This is a genomic window from Nocardia carnea, assembly GCF_029868855.1.
Taxonomy (GTDB): Bacteria; Actinomycetota; Actinomycetes; order Mycobacteriales; family Mycobacteriaceae; genus Nocardia; species Nocardia carnea_A.
This window is the reverse complement of sequence record NZ_JARWOV010000049.1, coordinates 25,762-44,380: the sequence shown is the minus strand read 5'-3', so window position 1 is coordinate 44,380 and position 18,619 is coordinate 25,762. Positions and strand designations below refer to the sequence as shown.

General features: G+C 67.5%; 16 protein-coding genes. 13 read left to right on the top strand and 3 right to left on the bottom strand.

All coding sequences use genetic code 11. The features are described 5' to 3' along the window. Positions 1 to 59: 59 nt before the first annotated feature. On the bottom strand, positions 60 to 2,006 hold the full coding sequence (gene acs, locus QH195_RS04520; protein ID WP_280434417.1) for an acetate--CoA ligase: 1,947 nt from the start codon (positions 2,004 to 2,006) through the stop codon (positions 60 to 62). Between the two features lie 387 nt (positions 2,007 to 2,393). Here acs and QH195_RS04515 point away from each other — a divergent pair, with 387 nt between their 5' ends. The 5 genes from QH195_RS04515 to QH195_RS04495 all read left to right on the top strand — a co-directional run bounded on the left by QH195_RS04515 (position 2,394) and on the right by QH195_RS04495 (position 8,441). Beyond that, positions 2,394 to 3,968, top strand: a complete 1,575-nt coding sequence (locus QH195_RS04515; RefSeq protein ID WP_432278437.1) for a peptide ABC transporter substrate-binding protein — start codon at positions 2,394 to 2,396, stop codon at positions 3,966 to 3,968. Between the two features lie 31 nt (positions 3,969 to 3,999). Then, complete coding sequence (locus tag QH195_RS04510) at positions 4,000 to 4,926, top strand: ABC transporter permease (protein ID WP_280420720.1); 927 nt, start codon at positions 4,000 to 4,002, stop codon at positions 4,924 to 4,926. Positions 4,927 to 4,940: 14 nt separating this feature from the next. Further along, positions 4,941 to 5,894 carry an ABC transporter permease gene (locus QH195_RS04505; RefSeq protein WP_280434416.1) on the top strand — a complete coding sequence of 318 codons (954 nt, stop codon included), beginning with the start codon at positions 4,941 to 4,943 and terminating at the stop codon, positions 5,892 to 5,894. Positions 5,895 to 5,973: 79 nt separating this feature from the next. Continuing rightward, the gene (locus QH195_RS04500) at positions 5,974 to 7,635 is read left to right on the top strand and encodes an ABC transporter ATP-binding protein (protein ID WP_280434415.1); all 1,662 of its coding nucleotides are present in this window, start codon (positions 5,974 to 5,976) and stop codon (positions 7,633 to 7,635) included. Positions 7,636 to 7,694: 59 nt separating this feature from the next. Beyond that, on the top strand, positions 7,695 to 8,441 hold the full coding sequence (locus tag QH195_RS04495) for an oxidoreductase (RefSeq protein WP_280434414.1): 747 nt from the start codon (positions 7,695 to 7,697) through the stop codon (positions 8,439 to 8,441). A gap of 477 nt (positions 8,442 to 8,918) precedes the next feature. Here QH195_RS04495 and QH195_RS04490 read toward each other — a convergent pair whose 3' ends face one another. Beyond that, positions 8,919 to 9,749, bottom strand: coding sequence for an HAD family hydrolase (locus tag QH195_RS04490; protein ID WP_280434413.1), 831 nt, complete (start codon positions 9,747 to 9,749; stop codon positions 8,919 to 8,921). Between the two features lie 364 nt (positions 9,750 to 10,113). Between QH195_RS04490 and ssd the strand changes: the two genes are divergently transcribed. From ssd to QH195_RS04455, 7 genes are all read left to right on the top strand, one after another. Then, positions 10,114 to 11,220 (top strand): septum site-determining protein Ssd, encoded by a 1,107-nt coding sequence (gene ssd, locus QH195_RS04485; protein WP_280434412.1) that lies wholly within the window; start codon positions 10,114 to 10,116, stop codon positions 11,218 to 11,220. Further along, entirely contained in the window at positions 11,217 to 12,416 is a 1,200-nt protein-coding gene (locus tag QH195_RS04480) for a TadA family conjugal transfer-associated ATPase (protein ID WP_280434411.1), read from the top strand. Before ssd ends, QH195_RS04480 begins: the two co-directional genes overlap by 4 nt. Before the next feature lie 158 nt (positions 12,417 to 12,574). Continuing rightward, positions 12,575 to 13,231, top strand: a complete 657-nt coding sequence (locus QH195_RS04475; RefSeq protein ID WP_280490149.1) for a hypothetical protein — start codon at positions 12,575 to 12,577, stop codon at positions 13,229 to 13,231. 103 nt (positions 13,232 to 13,334) lie between these two features. Next, positions 13,335 to 13,934 carry a type II secretion system F family protein gene (locus QH195_RS04470; RefSeq protein ID WP_280434409.1) on the top strand — a complete coding sequence of 200 codons (600 nt, stop codon included), beginning with the start codon at positions 13,335 to 13,337 and terminating at the stop codon, positions 13,932 to 13,934. Between the two features lie 71 nt (positions 13,935 to 14,005). Beyond that, the gene (locus tag QH195_RS04465) at positions 14,006 to 14,245 is read left to right on the top strand and encodes a DUF4244 domain-containing protein (protein WP_280434408.1); all 240 of its coding nucleotides are present in this window, start codon (positions 14,006 to 14,008) and stop codon (positions 14,243 to 14,245) included. Between the two features lie 100 nt (positions 14,246 to 14,345). After that, complete coding sequence (locus QH195_RS04460) at positions 14,346 to 14,660, top strand: TadE family type IV pilus minor pilin (RefSeq protein ID WP_280434407.1); 315 nt, start codon at positions 14,346 to 14,348, stop codon at positions 14,658 to 14,660. Then, a complete protein-coding gene (locus QH195_RS04455; protein WP_348536855.1) occupies positions 14,657 to 15,124 on the top strand; it encodes an Rv3654c family TadE-like protein in 468 nt (155 codons plus the stop codon). Before QH195_RS04460 ends, QH195_RS04455 begins: the two co-directional genes overlap by 4 nt. A 243-nt stretch (positions 15,125 to 15,367) precedes the next feature. Here the strand turns inward: QH195_RS04455 and QH195_RS04450 are convergent, their stop codons facing one another. After that, positions 15,368 to 17,731, bottom strand: coding sequence for a DEAD/DEAH box helicase (locus tag QH195_RS04450; protein WP_280434406.1), 2,364 nt, complete (start codon positions 17,729 to 17,731; stop codon positions 15,368 to 15,370). A 432-nt stretch (positions 17,732 to 18,163) separates the two neighbouring features. On the opposite strand from QH195_RS04450, the gene QH195_RS04445 reads away from it, so the two are divergent. Beyond that, positions 18,164 to 18,370: a cold-shock protein gene (locus tag QH195_RS04445; RefSeq protein WP_011206895.1), complete on the top strand. Its 207-nt coding sequence runs from the start codon at positions 18,164 to 18,166 to the stop codon at positions 18,368 to 18,370. Positions 18,371 to 18,619: the final 249 nt, after the last annotated feature.

The window sequence follows — 18,619 nt, the reverse complement described above, 5'->3', positions numbered from 1 at the left end:
AGCAACGGGTGGGGGGGGGGGGCCGGGTATGCTTCCGCTGCCCCGGGCCCGAAGCCGACCTACTCGGAACGTCCCGCGCGAATGTTCTCGAACACCTGCGGGTCGACCAGGGTCGAGGTATCGCCGAGTTCGCGGCCCTCGGCCACATCGCGCAGCAACCGGCGCATGATCTTGCCGCTGCGGGTCTTGGGCAGCTCCGGCACCACGTGGATTTCCCGGGGGCGGGCGATCGGGCTGATCTCGCGCGCTACCTCGGCCTTGAGTTCGTCCACCATGGCAGCGCCGGTATCGGTGGCGTCGGCGGACAGGATCACGAAGGCCACGATGCCTTGACCGGTGGTTTCGTCGGTGGCGCCGACCACCGCCGCCTCCGCCACTCCGGAATGGCCGACGAGGGCGGATTCGACCTCGGCGGTGGAGATGCGGTGCCCGGACACGTTCATCACGTCGTCGACCCGGCCGAGCACCCAGAGATCACCGTTGACGTCGAGTTTCGCTCCGTCACCGGCGAAGTACCAGCCCTGTTCGGCAAATCGCTCCCAGTAGGTGGCGCGGTAGCGTTCCATATCGCCCCAGATACCGCGCAGCATGGCCGGCCACGGCTGATCCAGGACCAGATAGCCGTTGGCTTCGGTTTCGCCGCGGCGCACCGTATTGCCTTCCTCGTCCACCACGGTGGCCGAGATACCGGGTAGCGGGGTCATCGCCGCGCCCGGTTTGGTGGCGGTGATACCGGGCAACGGGGAGATCATGATGGCGCCGGTTTCGGTCTGCCACCAGGTGTCGACGATCGGCGCGGCACCGCCGCCGATCACATCGCGGTACCAGCGCCAGGCCTCCGGGTTGATCGGTTCGCCGACCGAGCCCAGCACGCGGATCGAGGACAGATCGTGGGCGTCCGGGATCTGCCGCCCCCACTTCATGAAGGTACGGACCAGGGTGGGCGCGGTGTAGTAGATCGTCACCCCGTACTTCTCGATGATCTGCCAGTGCCGGTGCTCGTCGGGGAAGTTCGGGGTGCCCTCGTAGAGCACCTGGGTGGCGCCGTTGGCGAGCGGACCGTAGACGATGTAGCTGTGCCCGGTCACCCAGCCGACATCGGCGGTGCACCAGTAGATATCGGTTTCCGGTTTGTGGTCGAACACCACGCGGTGGGTGTAGCTGGTCTGGGTCAGGTACCCGCCGCTGGTGTGCAGGATGCCCTTGGGCTTACCCGTGGTTCCCGAGGTGTACAGGATGAACAGCGGATGCTCGGAATCGAAGGCCTCGGCTTCGTGCGCCGGCTCCGCCCCGGCGACGGTCTCGTGCCACCACAGGTCGCGTCCCTCGGTCCAGGCGACCTCGATGCCGACCCGGCGCACCACCAGTACATGTTCCACGCTGGAGGGAACGTCACCGTGCGCGAACAGCGCTTCGTCGACCGCCTCTTTCAGCGGCGCCGGATTACCCCGGCGCCATTGGCCGTCGGTGGTGATGACCAGGCGTGCCTCGGCATCGTCGATCCGCTGCCGGAGCGCGGTCGGGGAGAACCCGGCGAAAACCAGGGAATGCGTCAGACCCAGGCGGGCGCAGGCCAGCATCGCCACGATGGTCTCGGGGATCATCGGCATGTAGATGGCGACCCGGTCGCCCGCCGTCAGACCGAGCGAGGTCAGGTAATTGGCCGCCCGGCCGACCTCGGCGAGCAGATCCGCGTAGGTGATCGTGCGGGAATCGCCGGGTTCGCCCTCCCAGTGCAGCGCGACCTTGTCGCCGCGCCCTTCGAGAACGTGGCGGTCCACGCAGTTGTAGGCGACGTTCAGGCGCCCGCCGACGAACCATTTCGCCACCGGGGCCCCGCTCCAGTCGAGCACCTGGTTCCAGCGCTGATGCCAGTGGAGGTGGTCGGCCTGCTCTGCCCAGAACCCCTCGCGATCCTGCGCGGCGCGCTCGTAGATACCCGCATCCACATTCGCCGCGGCAGCGAACTCCGCGCTCGGCGGGTAGGCGTCCGGCGTTTCGGTCATCTGAGTCACTTCCTTCGCGTTACCTGCACCATGAGGGCTATCTGTGACCCTAAACTCTCCCGGGTCCGGCCGCGCGTATCCCTGGACGAAAGGCCGTCGACATGGGATGAACGGCTGCCGGGAGCGGATGAGCGGTCGTCCGCGATCCGGCGTGAAGTTCGCGAAGCCGCGCGTGACGGAGCATGTGCCGATATCCTCAGACAACTCTGCGAGGTATCGGTCGTGGCTGTGTCCCGTCTTTCGGCGCCCGAGCCGGATACGCCGCGGCGTGGTGGCGAATGCGCAGCGGCCTCGATCTCGCGGCGCGGTGGATACCGAGCGGAGCAGACGAACGAGCGGGGAGTTTGGGTGCGGGGAGCGTCGTGGTCGTGGCGAGCGATCGGCCTGGTGTTGGTAGTGGCCGCTGTGGCGGTCCTGCCCGCTTGCACGGTGACGCCGGCGCTGGGTGATTCCATCGCCGTCAACGGCTCGGAGCCACAGAATCCGCTGGTGCCGTCGAATACGAACGAGAACGGCGGGGGACGGATCGTCGATCGACTGTTCGCGGGACTACGCCGGATCGCCGCCGACGGCAGCTTGCACGACGAGGTCGCCGAATCCATCGAGACCACCGATCAGCAGCACTACCGGATTCGCCTGGAACCCGGATGGACCTTCAGCGACGGCTCACCGGTAACCGCGCACTCTTTCGTGGACGCCTGGAACTACGGCGCCCTGGTCACCAACGCACAGTTGCAGAGCTATACCTATGAGCCGATCCTCGGCTTCGAGGATGTGCAGGCCGATCCGCCACGGGCGCGGACCATGTCGGGTCTGCGGGTGCTCGACGATCTCACTTTCACCGTCGATCTGAAGGCACCGACGATCGATTTCCGGACGAGGCTGGCCTATGCCCCTTACTACCCGCTGCCCGACGCGGCCTTCGCGGATATGGAGGCCTTCGGGCAACGTCCGTTCGGCAACGGACCCTACCGTTTCGCGGGTCCGGATGCCTGGCAGCACGATGTGAAACTCGAGCTGGTGCCGAACGAGTCGTACCGGGGCGGACGACCGGCCCGGAACCAGGGCCTGACCTTCGTTTTCTACTCCGATATCGATGCCGCCTACGCCGATCTGCTGGCCGGCAATCTGGATGTGCTCGATTCGGTCCCCACCAGCGCGCTGACCGTCGTCCACGCCGACCTGGGGGAGCGCGCCGTCGCCGCGGCGACCGCCAAGAACCAGTGGATCGGTACCCAACCGGGCCTTCCGCATTTCGCCGGTGCGGAGGGCCGGCTGCGCCGCCACGCGATATCACGGGCGATCGACCGGCAGGCCATCGGCGACAAGATCTTCCGCGGTACCCGCGCACCCGCGCGGGATTACACCTCCAGCGTGCTACCGGGTTTCGACGGCGACCTGCCGGGGTCGGAGGTTCTCGAATTCGATCCGGACGAGGCGCGCCGGCTGTGGGCGCGGGCGAACGAGATCTCGCCGTGGAGCGGCCGTTTCGAAATCGCCTACAACGCTGACGGCGACCACCAGTCCTGGGTCGACGCGGTCGCGAACAGTATCAAGAACACCCTCGGTATCGAGGCGGTCGGGGCCGCATACCCGACGTTCAAACAGCTACGCGACCAGATCACCACACGGACCGTCGGCAAGGCTTTCCGCTCGGGCTGGCAGGGTGACTATCCGACCATGCTCCAGTTCCTCGAGCCGTCGTTCCTGAGCCACTCCGAAACCAACGATTTCGACTACCACAACCCCGAATTCGACGCCCTGATCGCGGCGGCCGAAGCTGCGGCGACCGAGCCCGAATCGTGGGCGCTGGTCGCCCGGGCCCAGACGGTTCTCCTGCACGACCTGCCCAGCATCCCGATCTTCGACTACGTGAACTCGTCCGGGTACTCCGACCGGGTCCGCGGGGTCACCTTCGGGTGGAACGGGATGGCGGATTTCGAGAACCTCGAGTTGATATGACGCCCGGACCCGAGCGGCGTGAGGAGTGCGTATGGCCTGGTACGTAGTACGGCGCCTGCTGCAGATGGTTCCGGTGTTCTTCGGCGCCACCCTGCTCGTCTACTTCCTGATCTACAAGATCTCCGGAGGTTCGGTGGCGGCGCTGGCCGGCGACCGCACCCTCACGCCCGCCCTGGAAGAGCAACTGCGCGCGCGGTACCACCTGGATCGCTCCTTCTTCGTGCAGTACTTCTATTACCTGAAAGGCATCTTCACCTTCGATCTCGGCACCTCGTTCTCCGGGCGCTCGGTGAAAGACGAACTGGCGCGAGCCTTTCCGATCACCTTCCGGCTCGCATTCCTGGCGTTGGTGTTCGAAGCAGTACTCGGGGTGCTGTTCGGTGTCCTGGCCGGGTTACGCAAAGGCAAGGTGTTCGATTCGGCCATGCTGGTGGTGAGCCTGGTGGTCATCGCGATACCCGTTTTCGTCCTCGGTTTCCTCGCGCAGTTCCTGCTGGGCGTGAAATGGGGGATCGCGCCGGTCACGGTCGGCGCGGATACGAGCTGGGGTCGCCTGGTGGTGCCGGCGCTGGTACTCGGGTCGCTGTCGTTCGCCTACGTCCTGCGCTTGACCCGCAACGCGGTCGCCGACAACCGTGACGCCGACTATGTGCGAACGGCGACTGCCAAGGGACTGCCCCGCCGCCGTGTCGTACCAGTGCACATCCTCCGGAACTCCCTCATCCCGGTGGTCACCTTCCTGGGTGCCGACCTCGGTGCCCTCATGGGCGGCGCGATCGTCACCGAGGGCATCTTCAACATCCCCGGCGTCGGCGGCACTCTCTATCAGGCGGTGGTGCGCGGTGAAGCGCCGACCGTGGTCTCGTTCGTCACCGTGCTGATCGTGGTGTTCCTGCTCGCCAACCTCCTGGTGGACTTGCTCTACGCGGTACTCGACCCCCGGATCCGTTATGCGTGAACAGGAGCGCAACAATGTCGGATGAGTTGGCCGGCCGGTCCGACCGGCAACGCTGGGTCGCCGAACCGGACGTGGTGACCGTGGAGACCGCCGATCAGGTCCGGGTCGTGGGCGCACCACGCGGGTTCTGGGGTCAGGCCTGGCAGAATCTACGCCGGAATCCGCTGTTCTGGATCGCGGTGGCGCTCATCCTGCTCGTGGTGGTCGTGGCGGCGTTCCCCGGACTGTTCACCGACCAGGATCCGCGTTACTGCCTGGTGGACAACAGTCTGCTGCCGCCGAGTTCGGCGCACTGGTTCGGATTCGACCTGCAGGGTTGTGATATCTACGCGCGCACCGTCTACGGGGCTCGCGCATCCATTCTCACCGGAGTCGGGGCGGCAACGTTGTTCGTCCTGATCGGAGCCACGCTGGGGGCGTTGGCCGGCTATTACGGCGGCGTGCTCGATTCGATCATCTCCAGGATTTCGGAGATCGTCTACGCCATCCCGCTCATGCTCGCCGCCATCGTTCTCATGCAGCTGTCCACCGAGCGCACCATCTGGCTGGTGATCGTCACCTTGGCGGGCTTCACCTGGCCACAGGCGGCGCGTATCGCCCGCGGTTCGGTGATCGCGGCGAAGAACAGCGAATACGTCCTGGCCGCGCGGGCTCTGGGCGTATCCCGGCTGGGTATCCTCGTCCGCCATGTCCTGCCCAATTCGGTGGGTCCGGTCATCGTGGTGACCGCGATCTGGCTGGGTGTTTTCATCGTCACCGAAGCGACACTGTCGTTCCTGGGCGTCGGCCTGCCACCGACCGAGGTCTCCTGGGGCGCCGATATCGCGACCGGCCAGCAGCAGCTGCGCGGCGGTTCGCTGATTCTGTTCTACCCCGCCACCGCCTTGGCGCTGACGGTGCTCAGCTTCATCATGCTCGGTGACGCTCTCGGCGATGCCATCGATCCGAAAACACGGCGGGCACGGTGAACGGCGGGGACCAGCGAAATCGGCCGGCCGGAGCCAGGCGCGGCGCATCGCGTACCCGGACCCGAGACAGGATGCGATCATGACCGGTGCCACCGACGACCGCCCGCTGCTGGAGGTCCGGGATCTGCACATATCCTTCGGGGCAGGCGACGACCGTGTCGAGGCGGTGCGCGGGGTCGATCTCAGCGTCTACCCCGGTGAAACCGTGGCGATCGTAGGGGAGAGCGGATCCGGTAAATCGACCACCGCGCACGCGGTTCTCGGTCTGCTGCCGCCCGGCGGCCGTGTCACCGGCGGCAGTATCCGCTTCGCCGGTGCGGAGCTGGCCGGCGCGGCAGAATCCCGGCTGGTGGCCCTGCGCGGTACCGAGATCGGTTTCGTACCGCAGGATCCGATGTCGAATCTCGACCCGGTGTACACGATCGGCTTCCAGATCCGGGAGACCCTGGCCGCCAACGGAGTGGCCCGCGGCCGGGCCGCCCGAGAACGAACAGTCGAATTGCTGCGCGCCGCCGGCATACCCGACCCGGAGCACCGCGCCGGCCAGTATCCGCACGAACTGTCCGGTGGGCTGCGGCAGCGCGCGCTCATCGCGATGGCGCTGTCCGCGCGACCGGCGCTGTTGATAGCCGACGAACCCACCTCGGCACTGGACGTCACCGTGCAGCGCCGGATTCTCGACCATATCGGCAGTCTCACCGGCGAATTCGGCACTGCCATGCTGCTCATCACCCATGATCTGGGATTGGCTGCCGAACGGGCGGAGCACCTGGTCGTGCTGTACCGAGGTCGCGTCGTCGAATCCGGTCCCGCGCTCGACCTACTCCGCGATCCGCGCCATGACTACACCCGGAAACTGGTCGATTCGGCCCCCTCGCTGGCCGCCGGGCGGCGGGTCGAACGTATCCGCCTCGCCGAGCCCGAACAGGATCGCGCGGGCAGCAAAGACCCGATTCTGATCACGAACGGGCTGACCAAACGGTACCGGGTGCGCGGCACGGCCCCATGGCGTTCCCGGGAGAGCACGGCAGTGGAAAACGTCTCGTTCCGCCTGGACCGCGAAACCACCACCGCGCTGGTCGGGGAATCCGGTTCCGGAAAATCCACGGTCGCCCAGCTCGTCCTCGGGCTGCTCGAACCCAGCTCGGGTTCGGTGGTTTTCGACGGTACCGATATCGCCGCGCTGCCCCGCCGCGAACAGACCCGGTTCCGCCGCCGGGTGCAGCCGATCTTCCAGAATCCCTACGCTTCGCTCGACCCGATGTACTCGATTCACCGGTGTATCGCCGAACCGCTGTGGACCCACAACCTAGGTACACGCGCCGAACGCGATGCCCGAGTCCGCGAACTGCTGGACCAGGTCGCCCTCCCGGCCGGTATGGCGTCCCGCTATCCGAACGAACTGTCCGGCGGGCAGCGCCAACGTGTGGCCATCGCCCGAGCGCTGGCCCTCGAACCGGAGCTGCTGGTCTGCGACGAGGCAGTCTCGGCACTCGATGTGCTGGTCCAGGCCAATATCCTGGACCTTCTCGACCGATTGCAGCGCGAACTGGGCCTCACCTATCTGTTCATCACCCACGATCTGGCGGTGGTCCGCCAGATCGCGGACGATGTTCTGGTGATGCACCAGGGACGGATCGTCGAGGCGGCGCGCACCGAGCAGATCTTCGAATCGCCCGCCGAGGACTACACCCGCAGCCTGCTCGCGGCCATCCCGGGTCGCGACCTGCCCGTGAGGTAACCGGGAACCACGCGGGCCTCGCGCCCGTCCTGCCCCTGCGCCGCGTAGCCTGCTACCCCGTGACCGATCCGCTCGCGCCCCTCATCGAACTGCCCGGCGTCCGGGCCGCCGCCGACAAGGCCCGCGACGCATTGGCCGAGGTACACCGGCACAAAACCAATCGCCGGGGCTGGCCGACCACCGCGGCCGAGGCCGCGGTGCGCGCCGCACGATCCTCGGCGGCACTCGACGGCGGCAGTACCGAACTCCCCGCCGACGGCGCGGTGGCCGATCCGATCCTGGCCGGCGCGCTGCGTATCGGCCAGGCACTGGAAGGCGACGCGCTGCGCAACCTGGTGGGAATCTGGGAGCGAGCGCCATTGCAAGCGTTGGCCCGGCTGCACCTGCTGGCCGCTGCCGACCTGGTCGACGACGAGGGCGAGCTGGGTCGGCCACGCGGCCACGGAGGCGTGGCCGAACGGTTGGACGTCCTGGCGCAGACTTTGCTGGCCACTGCGGCGCCTGCTCCGGTGACGGCGGCGGTGGTGCACGGTGAGCTGTTGACCTTGAAACCGTTCGGAACCGCGGACGGCCTGGTCGCCCGGGCGGCATCGCGGCTGGTCACCGTGTCCAGTGGACTGGATCCGCACGCGCTGGGTATTCCGGAGGTTTTCTTGTTGCGGCGCCGGCAGGCCTACCTGGACGCGGCGGCGGGTTTCGGTGCCGGTACCGCCACCGGAGTCGGCGGCTGGGTGGTCTTCTGTTGCGGGGCACTCGAAGACGGCGCCCGGGAAGCGATGTCGATCGCTGAGGCGGCAGCCGGCTGAGTGCCGGTTTTCGCGGATTGTCTCGCCGTAGGCCCGGGACGCGGCGGCTTACCTGCACATTAAAGCGGGCGGCGTGGTCCTTGGACCTCACCGCCCGCGAGCACGGACTACCCGGTTACCATGCGTGCTGAAATGGGTTGTGTTCTCCGGCCTCGGCGTTCCTCCGGGCTCCGCAGCAGCTCATCCCCGCAGCTATGCGAGGCCATCGCCGGCAACGAACCGGATTTCGCAGGCCCACAACACTCCTGCCCTTGTCGCGGCGAGCTCCGCGTGGGTGCCTGGTGTCCGTGCTGGGAAGGGTGGTCGGGAGGCGGAGCCTTCTCTTCCGGCTACGCCTTGGCCTTCCGTCCTTCCGTGCCTCCATTTCTACACTGTGAGCGCACTCACAGCAAGGCTTCGCGAAACATCACCGAACATTCGCCGAACGGTCACGCGAAATTGGAGTCATATGCTATAAGGCCAGGTAGAGGCCAATCTTCAGCGGCGACGTAGAAGTCGATAGGTGAGTGCGCCGGCCGCCAGCGCGCTGAGCCCGACCGCGATTCCGGTTGTCGTTTTCGATGGGGCGCGAAACCGCGACCACAGTGAAACCGGATTGGAGAACGTGAGGATCGGCCACCCCCGGGCCGTCGCCTCTCGGCGCAGATTCCGGTCGGGATTCACTGCGGTCGGATGGCCGACCGCGGAAAGCATCGGCAGATCGGTGATCGAATCGGAATACGCATAACACCGAGTCAGGTCGTATCCCTCTGTTGCGGAGAGCTTTTCCATCGCGGTGACCTTGCCCTCCCCGTAGCAGTAGAAATCGACGGCACCGGTGTACTTGCCGTCGACGGCCTCCATCCGAGTGGCGGCCGTATGCGTTGCGCCGAGCGCCTCGGCGATCGGCGCCACCACTTCCTCCCCGGAAGCGGAGACGATCACCACATCGTGGCCGCGAATCCGGTGATCGGCGATCAGATCGACCGCCTCCGCGTAGATCAGCGGATCCACCAGCTCGTGCAAGGTCTCGGCCACGATCGACTGGATCTGGGCGACATCCCAACCGGCGACCATATTCGTCAGGTTGGCGCGCATCCGCTCCATCTGATCGTGGTCGGCGCCCGAGAGCAGGAAAATGAAATGGGCATAGCTGCTCTCCAGTACCGCACGCCGGTTGATCAGCCCCTCGGCGAAGAAAGGTTTGCTGAACACGTAGGTGCTGGAGCGGGCTATCACAGTCTTGTCCAGGTCGAAGAACGCGGCGATACGGCCGTTCGTGCCGTGGCGATCGCCGGTAAGCGGTGTCGAATCAGCGGAGTCCGTCACGGGTTCAGGATAGGCATCCGTCTCTGGCGTGTCGGCGCCGCCGGGCGGTTCCGGCGGCCCTGACCTGTGGTTTCTCCCGGTGCCCGATAGCGGGTGTGAAGCGGCGAACTTCTTTGTCGCGGGGCTTGCGTTCCCGTCGGGGATTGGGTGTAGTATGGCTGTCACCTGGACATGTTCCAGGCGCGTTCAGCCCGACCCCCCGGGGCTGAACCCCGACGGCCCCAGCCTCCTCCCCCCCCGGCTGGGGCCGTCCTCTATTTCGGGGACGGCCGCGATCTCGCAGAGTTGTCCACAGCTCGCGAGTTGTCCACAATCGCCGCCACGGCCCGGTTCCGGCGGTGTTCCCTGAGCCACGCTTGCTTGTATGAACCACGACACGACCACCGCGGAGAGCGCCGAACCCGCTGTGCTGGTGGTCATCCGGGATCACCGGCTCCGCGAGGAAGCCCGCCGGGTCGCCGCGGCGGCGGGTCGGCTCATCGAGGAAGCCGACCCACCGGTAGCCAGGCATGCCTGGTCGGTGGCGCCACTCGTCGTGCTGGACACCCGGGCGGCGATGGAATGCGCCGCGGTTGCGCCGCCGCGGCGCAACGGAGTGGTCACAGTCACCGATGGCGAACCCGAACTGGGTGATTGGCAGGCGGCGGCGGTGATCGGCGCCGAGCGTGTGGTCGCGCTGCCCACCGCGGCGGTCGGACTCATCGAGAAGTTCGCCGAATACGCCGAACACCGTGCCGAGGGAGGAGCCGTCATCGCCCTGGCCGGCGCGGGTGGCGGCGCCGGTGCCTCCACCCTGGCCGCGGCGGTCGCATTGCGATCGGCCACCTCCCGGTTCCGGCCGCATACCGTGCTCGTCGACGGCGTGCCACACGGCGGTGGCCTGGATCTGCTGCTCGGTATCGAGGGTGCACCCGGTCTGCGCTGGCCCGATCTGGTCATCGACGACGGCCGGGTGGCCGCCGCCGAGTTGCACAGCGCCCTACCCGTCGCCGGTGCCGGCCTGTCGGTGCTGTCCTGCGGCCGCGGTGCCGGCCGGGTAAATCCCATCGGCGCCGCCGCCGTACACGCGGTGCTCGAAGCAGCTCGTGGAGCAGGCGATCTCGTCGTCTGCGATATCTCCAGCGAACGAGGTCCGCACGTAGACCGGATACTGGACGCCGCGGATCTGGTGGTGCTCGTCGTACCCGCCCGGTTACGAGCGGTGGCAGCGGCCGAAGCCGTCGCGCGGTGGATCGCCGACCGGAATCCGAATCAAGGACTGGTGGTCCGTGGGCCGGCCCCGGGCAATCTCCGCGGTCACGAGATCGCCGGCGTCCTCGAGCTGCCCCTCCTGGCAGCGGTGCGTGCACAGCCCGGCCTCGGTGCCCGCCTCGAACGGGGCGGCCTGCGGTTACCGCGAGGCCCACTGCGCACGGCCTGCGATGCGGTTCTGGCGGTACTGAGTCCCCCGCACGAACGGAGACGGGAATGAACACCGGCACCGAAGACACCGTCGTCACGGCCGAACTTCTGGACCGGGTGCGTCGGCGCCTGGCCGGCGAATCCGCCGAACCCGAACCAGCGCGGGTCGCCGCGGCCATCCGGGCGGAAGCGGGCGGCATGCTGGGGGATACCGATCTCCTGCGCGCCTTGCGGCTGCTGCAAACCGAACTCACCGGCGCCGGCGTACTCGAACCACTGCTGCACGATCCGGCGGTCGCCGATGTGCTGGTAACGGCGCCCGACGCGGTGTGGGTCGATCGTGGGCACGGGGTCGAGAAGACCTCGATAACCTTCCCCGACGAGGCCGCGGTGCGGCGCCTGGCTCAGCGGCTGGCCCTCTCGGCGGGCCGCCGCCTGGACGACGCGCAGCCCTGGGTGGACGGTCGGCTATCCGGCCGGGAACTCGTGCTGGGCAACAATTTCGGTGTCCGCCTGCACGCCGTGCTGTCTCCCGTCGCGCTCGGTGGCACCTGCCTATCGCTGCGGGTCCTGCGTCCGGCCACCCAGGGCCTGGACGCCCTGTCCCGGGCCGGGACCGTTTCGGCCGAAGCGAAAACCCTGCTGCGCGAGATCATCCGGGCCAGGCTCGCATTTCTGGTAGTGGGTGGTACGGGTGCCGGGAAGACCACGCTGCTGTCGGCGCTGCTCGCCGAGGTGGACGCGGGGGAGCGAATCGTCTGTGTGGAGGACGCCGCCGAACTCGCGCCGCCGCATCCGCACGTGGTCCGGCTGGTGGCCCGCCCGGCGAATATCGAAGGCGCCGGCGAGATCACCCTCCGTGATCTGGTGCGCCAGGCGCTTCGGATGCGGCCCGACCGCATCGTGGTCGGGGAGGTGCGCGGAGTGGAGGTCGTGGACCTGCTCACCGCCCTCAACACCGGACACGACGGCGGTGCGGGAACCGTTCATGCCAACTCGCCATATGAGGTTCCGGCCCGGCTCGAGGCGCTCGCCGGTTCGGGCGGTATGGATCGCCCTGCCCTGCACAGTCAGCTGGCCGCCGCGGTCCAGGTCGTCCTGCACGTACAGCGGCGCACCGACGGTTCGCGCATACTCCGGGAAATCGGCGTGGTGCGGCGGGACAGCCACGGTTGGGTCGAGATCTGCCCGGCCTGGCGCCTCGGCGGGCCGGGTCCCGGAGCGGAGTCGCTGGCCAGGCTGCTCGCAGAACGGCTGGGCGGATGATCCCCGCAGAACCGGGTGCCTCGGTAATCGCGGCACTCGGTTGTCTCGGGCTGGCCGTACTCATCCTTCCGGCACCGGCCACCCGGCGACGGTACACGCTCGTGTTCGCACCACGACCGCGTCACCGAATATCCTCGGCCCGAACTCTGCACTCCATCGTGGGTCTGAGCTGCGTGGTGGCGCTGGTCCTGGGCAGTGGGGCACTCGTCACCGCAGTCCTCGTCGGGGCCACCGTTACGGTGCGGATGCGCCGAGCACGCCGGTCCGGGCGGCATCGCACCGAATGCGGGTTCCTGCTCGACGGTCTGGCGGCCGTGATCGCGGAACTACATGTGGGCGCACATCCCAGCGCTGCCGCCGCCGTCGCTGCCCGCGAGACCTCCGGTGTCGCGGCAGCGGCGTTCGCGGTGGGCGCGGCACGCAGCCGGCTGGGTGGATCCGGCGCCGATGGATTGCTCTGTCCCGGAACGGTGATCGCGACCGAACTGACCAGGGTCGCAGATGCTTGGCGGGTGGCCGAACGCCACGGCCTGGCCTTGGCCGAACTGCTGGCGGCGGCCCGCGCCGATCTGGCGGCCCGTGCCAAATTCCGCAGCCGGACGGAGGCGGCGCTTGCCGGCGCCCGGGCCACGGCCGCCATTCTGGCGATACTTCCGGTACTCGGCATCGGTTTGGGCCAGCTGATGGGGGCCGATCCGGTCCGCGTTCTCCTGTTCTCGGGAATCGGCACCTATCTTCTGCCGATCGGCGCGGGTCTGGCGTGTGCCGGATTGCTGTGGGCCGATGAGATCACCCACCGGGTGGCATCGCGATGAGCCCATCCGAATGCCGTGATTGCCGCCCGAATCGGAGGTTGTGGTGTCGATCGGAGCCCGACCGGTGTCCGGGTAGTCGGCTCTTCCTACGCGGGGGCCACCGATGACTACGGGCCCGGAATGGTCCTGCCTGTTGCTGGCCGTGTCTTTTCTACTGGTTCCGGCCCGGGCACCGGTGATCGCGCGGCTGTGTGGCGGTCCGATAGCGGGACGGACGCCGCTACCCGATGCGCGGGGTCCGGCCGATCCGGTGGCGACCGCGACCCTCTTCGATCTGCTGGCGGCCTGTTTACGTGCCGGCTTGCCGACCGATGCCGCGGTCCGCGCGGTGGTGCCAACGTGCCCTGTCCGGCTGGCGGCACCGCTACAGCATGCCGCCGACCTGCTCGCCATGGGTGCCGACCCGGCCACTGCATGGGCACCGGTCGTGCCGGAAGCCGCGGCGGCACCGGAATTCGAAGCCCTGGCCAGGTTGGCGCGGCGGTCTGCTCGATCCGGGTCTTCGCTGGCGGCAGCAGTGAGCGAACTGGCCGAGGAGCACAGGGCACTCGTCGAAGAAGCTGCGACCGCGCGCGCCGAGCGAGCCGGTGTGCTGATCGGCGGCCCGCTGGGCCTGTGCTTCCTGCCGGCGTTCGTCTGCCTGGGCATCGTTCCGGTGATCGTGGGCCTGGCAGGTCGGGTGCTGGGCGGTGCGTTGCTGTGATCGCGCCCGAAGGATACCGAGATGTACCTGCGTACGGACCGGCCGTACGGGGTCGAGAGAAGGGGATACAGATGTGGACAGTGATCGGATCCGGGGTGGTGGTGCGTCGGTTGCGGGCGGCCGGTGCGGAGTTCAATACCCGTCTCCTGCAGGCCGCGGTCGCCGATGACGGGATGAGCACCGTGGAATATGCGATCGGCACGATCGCCGCGGCGGCGTTCGGTGCCGTGCTGTACACGGTGGTTACCGGCGAGAGCATCCCCGACGCTCTTACCGGGATCATCGAAAAGGCCTTGAACACCAGTGTCTAGCGCGCGGACCGAATCTCACCGGCGTCGCCCCCGGCGGCCAGGCCCCAGGGCTACCGGCAGTGCTCGGGCACCGGCGGCGCTGCGCGACGACGCCGGTTCGGTGACTGTCGAGGCGGCGATCGCACTCGGGGCACTTGCCGCCGCGGTGGCACTGTGCGTGGGTGCGGTTTTCGCCGCGGTCACCCAGGTGCGCTGTGTCGACGCCGCCCGGGAGGCTGCACGGCTCGCCGCCCGGGGCGATCGGGCGGCTGCCGAGTCCACCGCACGGCAGGTCGCTCCGGACGGTGCGGATATCTCGGTGCGCTACGAGGCCGATCGCGTGGTCGCGGTGGTGACCGCGGACGTCCCGCTGCTACCCGCACTCGAACTGCATGCCGAGTCGGTGGCCGCATGGGAGCCGGGGGAAGGCATATGAGATCTGAACCCATGGCTGTGCCGATCCTGTTCGGCTGGTGCTCGCGCCCGGCCGATGCGAAGGACCGGGGTGCCGTTGCGTGCGTGTCCGAGCGCCCGAACTCCGTGCGGCTTCACCAGGACGACGGGTCGGCAACGGTGACAGCATGCCTCGCCCTCGCCGCGTTGCTCGTGCTCACTGTGCTCGTCATGCATGTGGGCGGGGTGATCGCGACCCGGCACCGGGCGCAGGCCGCGGCCGATCTCGCGGCACTGGCCGCCGCCGCGGAACTACCGGAAGGAGCCGATGCGGGATGCGCCACGGCCGAAGAGTTCGGCAGGCGCATGACGGCCGGACTCATCCGATGTGAGGTCGCCGGATGGGACGTACAGATCGAGGTCATAGAAAAGGTACCGGTGGGTCCGTTCGGGTCGCAGAGTATACGAGCGATTGCCCGGGCGGGACCGGTCGAAGAAGGTGGGTGATCGGCATTCGGTGACATTTGTTAACGACGAATACCGCATTCGCTTAGGTAGGGCAATTAATGGCCCGCTACCGGAAATAGGAGTTTGTTATTGAATTGATTCGAATGCATTGTCGACAGCTACCGAACGGTTACAGGGCAACAATCCAGTTAACATGATCAACTTCCTCTTAAATCCGATGGGCAAGTGGACAGGTTGCTGGGGGCGCCGTGCAGAGCGAACGTGCTGACCAGTGTGTACGGGTCATGCAAAACTGGACGCGCGTCCGGACTCGGCCGACTCGGTCAGAATCGCCGTCAACAACCTGATTGCTCCGGCCTTGTCGAGCGGGTCGTTCCCGTTTCCGCATTTGGGTGACTGCACACACGATGGGCATCCGGAGCGGCAGGAACACGATTCGACGGCGGCCAGTGTTGCGCCCAGCCACTGGCGCAGCAGGGCGTAGCCGCGTTCGGCGAAACCGGCGCCACCGGCCTGCCCGTCGTAGACGAAGACCGTGGGGAGGCCGGTATCGGCATGCTGGGCGGTGGACACACCGCCGATATCCCACCGGTCACACGTCGCGACCAGCGGCAACAGTCCGATAGCCGCGTGTTCGGCAGCGTGTAATGAGCCGGGCACATCGGCGGGTGCGATACCGGCGCGTGCCAGCAGGTCCGGGGTCAACGTGTAGAGCACCGCGGTCGTGGGCAACTGCTGCGGTGGCAGGTCGAGTTCGACCAGGTCGAGCACCTCGCCGGTGACCGCGGTGCGCAGGTAGCCGATCACCTGGCTGTGTACCGTAACCGTCGCCAATGCTGCTGTGACCTGCCCGAATGTACGGCTCTCCCGGATCGAATCAATGGTGAGGGAGGTGATCTGCCGGGCGCTGGTGGTCCAGCCCGGGGTCTCTTCGCGCACGAACGCGATGCCCCCGTCGAGGTCGAGTTCGTCGACCACGTAGGTCTCACCCTGGTGTAGATGTACTGCTCCCCGGTGCAGGGTGGCCGGCGCACGCGCCACGTCCGCGGTGCCGAGGAACCGCCCGGTCTCGCCGACCACGATCGCGACCTGGGAGCCGATACCGCCACGGACATCGACCGAATCGTGCGGTGGTTCGGCGGCGGTGTAGAACCAGCGGTGACCGCCGTTGGATCGCCGTCGGCGAATCAGCCCCTTACCTGCGAGTTCGGCCACTATGCGGTGGTCGGCGAGGCGCTGTACCTCGGCATCGTCGAGTGGCAGTTCCATGGCCGCGCACAGCAGCTGCGGGCCGAGCACATAGGGGTTGGCGGGATCGATGATCGTGGCCTCCACCGGACGGTCCAGCAGGGCTTCCGGGTGGTGGACGAGGTAGGTGTCCAGCGGATCGTCGCGGGCCACCAGTACCGCCAGCGCCCCCTGGGTCCGCCGTCCGGCCCGGCCGATCTGCTGTCGGAACGAGGCCACCGTGCCGGGGAAACCCGCGAGGACCACTGCGTCCAGGCCCGCGATATCCACGCCGAGTTCCAGGGCATTGGTGGTCGCGGCGGCCAGCAGCGATCCGTCGGCGAGACCGGCCTCGAGGGCCCGGCGGTCTTCGGGCAGGTATCCGCCACGGTAGGCGGCGATACGTTCGGCCAGTTCAGGGGCGATTTCCGCCAGTCGCTGCCGGGTGTGCAGGGCGATCAGCTCGGCGGACCGCCGAGACCGGGCGAAGGTCAGCGTGCGAGCCCCTTCGAGTACCAGGTCGGCGGTGATCCGGGCCGCCTCGGTGGTTGCGCCCAGTCGTACGGGTGCGCCGTTCTCGCCCTGTATCGAGGTGAGCAATGGCGGCTCCCAGAAGGCGACGGTGCGCGGTCCCCGTGGCGACCCGTCCTCGGTCACCGCGGCGCAGTCCGCGCCGATCAAGCGCGTTGCGGCGGCGCCGGGATCGGCAGCGGTCGCGGAGCAGAGCACGAAGACCGGATCCGCCCCGTAATGGGCAGCCAACCGGCGTAGCCGCCGCAGTACCAGGGCCACGTGGGAACCGAAGACCCCCCGGTAGGCGTGGCATTCGTCGACGATCACGTAGCGCAGCCGGCGGAACAGCCGGGCCCAGCGCGGATGGGAACGCAGTAGTCCGAGGTGCAGCATGTCGGGGTTGGTGAACACCCATCTCGCCTCCGCCCGCACCAGCTGCCGGATCTCCGTCGGCGTATCGCCGTCGTAGGCGGCCACCGGGATATGTCGCAAGGCTTTGTGCCGCGTGAGTTCGCCGACCATTCGCAACTGATCGGCCCCCAGAGCTTTGGTCGGCGCGATATACAGCGCCGTGGCACGCGGGTCGTCGTGTAACGCGGTGAGCACCGGAAGTTGGTAGCCCAGCGATTTACCGGAGGCGGTCCCGGTGGATACGACCACATTCTGCCCGCTGTGGGCGAGTTCGGCGGTGGCGGTCTGATGGCTCCACGGCGCCGCGATACCTTCCTCGCGTAGCGCGTCGACCACTGCAGGCGCCGCCCAGATCGGCCATTCGGCGGTCCGGGCGGTGCGGCCGGGGACCTCCGCGATATGAGTCAGCCGCGAATCGGTATCCCCGCCTCCACCCAGGACACGATTCAGCAACGATCGCCCGTAGCTCGCCTCGGATCGGACCTCGTGGGTCATGGCGACATACCTTCTGCGCGCCCGGGCGATGTGAAACATCGCCGTCCGCCCCTCGCTGCCTGCGGATTCGATACCCAATAGCGATCTGGGTCACAGCCGGGTACGCGGTCCGTTCGCTGGTTATCGGTAGGCAAACATACCGGAGGTTCAGATTCCGCCGGGCTATCCCTTATCGCCGCATTCGCGAGATCATTTTTTTTGCAAATTGTCGGTAACTCCGCTGTTGAATTTCCCAAAGACATGGTTCACTGGGTCTCGGTCGCAAGCTTCTGTGTTCGAGGGAACGGATGCAAAGTCCAAACCTTGGCAGGATCGATGTTGCGAACCGCTTACGAAGGCCCCGCGGGAGTCCAGAGTACAGGGGTTCGGAACAGGCCCGGTGGACGAAACTCAGTTGTCCGCCGTTCCGAGTAAGAAAAGAGAAGGAACAGAATGGCACAGGGAACTGTGAAGTGGTTCAACGCGGAGAAGGGCTTCGGCTTCATCGCGCCCGAAGACGGCTCTGCGGACGTCTTCGTCCACTACTCCGAAATCCAGGGTTCGGGGTTCCGTACCCTCGAGGAAAATCAGAAGGTCGAGTTCGAGGTTGGTCAGGGCACCAAGGGCCCGCAGGCCACCGGAGTTCGTGCGCTCAGCTGAGCGAGTACATCTCCCAGTTCGTCCCTCGATCCCGTAACGGGAGCGAGGGACGAACTATATGTGCAGTATGTGTACTCCCGCGGTTGTGAGCCCCGCGCGTCTCGACGCGCCCGCCCGAGTCGCGCACTCCACGCGCCTCCGGGTTGTCCTCCCGGCCGTGCGGCAACCGGACGCCTCGGTAACCACCGTGCACTTTCCGGTCATCCGCGATCGCGCTCCGGCGAACGGTGTCGCGTCCTACTTCTTGCG

Coding starts and splice junctions, on each gene's coding strand:
- acs (WP_280434417.1), bottom strand. CDS start 2,006: ATGACCGAAACGCCGGACGCCTACCCGCCGAGCGCGGAGTTCGCTGCC.
- QH195_RS04510 (WP_280420720.1), top strand. CDS start 4,000: ATGGCCTGGTACGTAGTACGGCGCCTGCTGCAGATGGTTCCGGTGTTC.
- QH195_RS04505 (WP_280434416.1), top strand. CDS start 4,941: ATGTCGGATGAGTTGGCCGGCCGGTCCGACCGGCAACGCTGGGTCGCC.
- QH195_RS04500 (WP_280434415.1), top strand. CDS start 5,974: ATGACCGGTGCCACCGACGACCGCCCGCTGCTGGAGGTCCGGGATCTG.
- ssd (WP_280434412.1), top strand. CDS start 10,114: ATGAACCACGACACGACCACCGCGGAGAGCGCCGAACCCGCTGTGCTG.
- QH195_RS04480 (WP_280434411.1), top strand. CDS start 11,217: ATGAACACCGGCACCGAAGACACCGTCGTCACGGCCGAACTTCTGGAC.
- QH195_RS04470 (WP_280434409.1), top strand. CDS start 13,335: ATGACTACGGGCCCGGAATGGTCCTGCCTGTTGCTGGCCGTGTCTTTT.
- QH195_RS04465 (WP_280434408.1), top strand. CDS start 14,006: ATGTGGACAGTGATCGGATCCGGGGTGGTGGTGCGTCGGTTGCGGGCG.
- QH195_RS04455 (WP_348536855.1), top strand. CDS start 14,657: ATGAGATCTGAACCCATGGCTGTGCCGATCCTGTTCGGCTGGTGCTCG.
- QH195_RS04450 (WP_280434406.1), bottom strand. CDS start 17,731: ATGACCCACGAGGTCCGATCCGAGGCGAGCTACGGGCGATCGTTGCTG.
- QH195_RS04445 (WP_011206895.1), top strand. CDS start 18,164: ATGGCACAGGGAACTGTGAAGTGGTTCAACGCGGAGAAGGGCTTCGGC.